Origin of the sequence: Actinoplanes sp. NPDC023801 (genome assembly GCF_040639655.1) — a bacterium.
Lineage (GTDB): Bacteria > Actinomycetota > Actinomycetes > Mycobacteriales > Micromonosporaceae > Actinoplanes.
The window spans coordinates 1-1,144 of record NZ_JBFAAI010000090.1; the positions used below are offsets into that span (position 1 = coordinate 1).

Annotated in this window: 1 protein-coding gene; it reads left to right on the forward strand. The window is 67.4% G+C overall.

Going from position 1 to position 1,144, the window contains the following annotated elements:
- Nucleotides 1-983, forward strand: a 983-nt coding sequence (locus tag AB0G04_RS44215; RefSeq protein WP_360996770.1) for a pectinesterase family protein, incomplete at its 5' end; no start/stop codon positions are given.
- Nucleotides 984-1,144: the final 161 nt, after the last annotated feature.

Below are 1,144 nucleotides of genomic sequence, written 5' to 3' on the forward strand. Positions count from 1 at the left end.
TCTCCGACCAGGGCGCCTCGACGGCGAACGGCGCGGCGATCATCCAGGAGACCTGCACCGCCAACTCCAACAAGCAGTGGTCGTTCACCCCGGTCTCCGGCGGGACCCCCGGCACGTTCACGGTCGCCGCCGACGGCACCGGTAAGTACCGGACCGTGCAGGCCGCGATCGACGCGGTGGGTGCGAACAACACCAGCCGTCAGACGATCACCATCAAGCCGGGTACCTACCGGGAGATCGTGACGATCCCGTCGAGCAAGCCGTTCATCACCCTGAGGGGCGGCGGTGACTCCAGCGACGACGTGGTGATCGTCAACAACCACAGCTCGGCCGGAGGCTACGGCACGTCGGGCAGCGCGACGCTGTTCGCCAACGGCAGGGAGTTCAACGCCACCAACCTGACGATCTCGAACGACTACGGCGAAGGGTCGCAGGCGGTGGCCGCGAACCTGAACGCCGACAAGCTCGTCTTCGACAACGTCCGGTTCCTCGGCGCGCAGGACACCCTTCTGGTCAACAGCGGCCGCTCGTACGTCAAGGGCGGCTACGTTGAGGGCACCGTCGACTTCGTCTTCGGCGGCGGCACCGCGGTGTTCAACGGCACCAGGGTTCACGAGAAGCGGACCAGCGGTGGCCCGATCACGGCGGCCCGCACCGACGCCGCGAACCCGTACGGCTTCCTCTTCTACCGGTGCACGATCACCGGCGCGACGAACAACACCACCCAGCTCGGGCGCCCGTGGGGCCCGAACGCCCAGGTGCTGTTCCGCGAGTCCAGCCTGAGCGCGACCATGAGGACCGCCCAGCCGTGGACCGACATGTCCGGCAACGTCTGGCAGAACGCACGGTTCCTGGAGTACCGGAACACCGGAGCCGGCGCGACCACCAACAGCAACCGGCCGCAGCTGAGTGACTCGCAGGCCGCCAACTACACCCCGCAGAAGTACCTGGCGGGCACCGACAACTGGAACCCGGTGGGTTGATCATGTCTCTTTCCCGGAAGCGCGCCGCTCTCCTCGCCACGGTGGTCGCCGTCCCGGCCGCCATCGTCGGGCACTCGATGTTGCCGTCGAACGCGGCGACCGCCCCGACGGCCGGTACGACGTATCAGCTGATCGTGAAGAAGAGTGGCAAGTGCATCGAC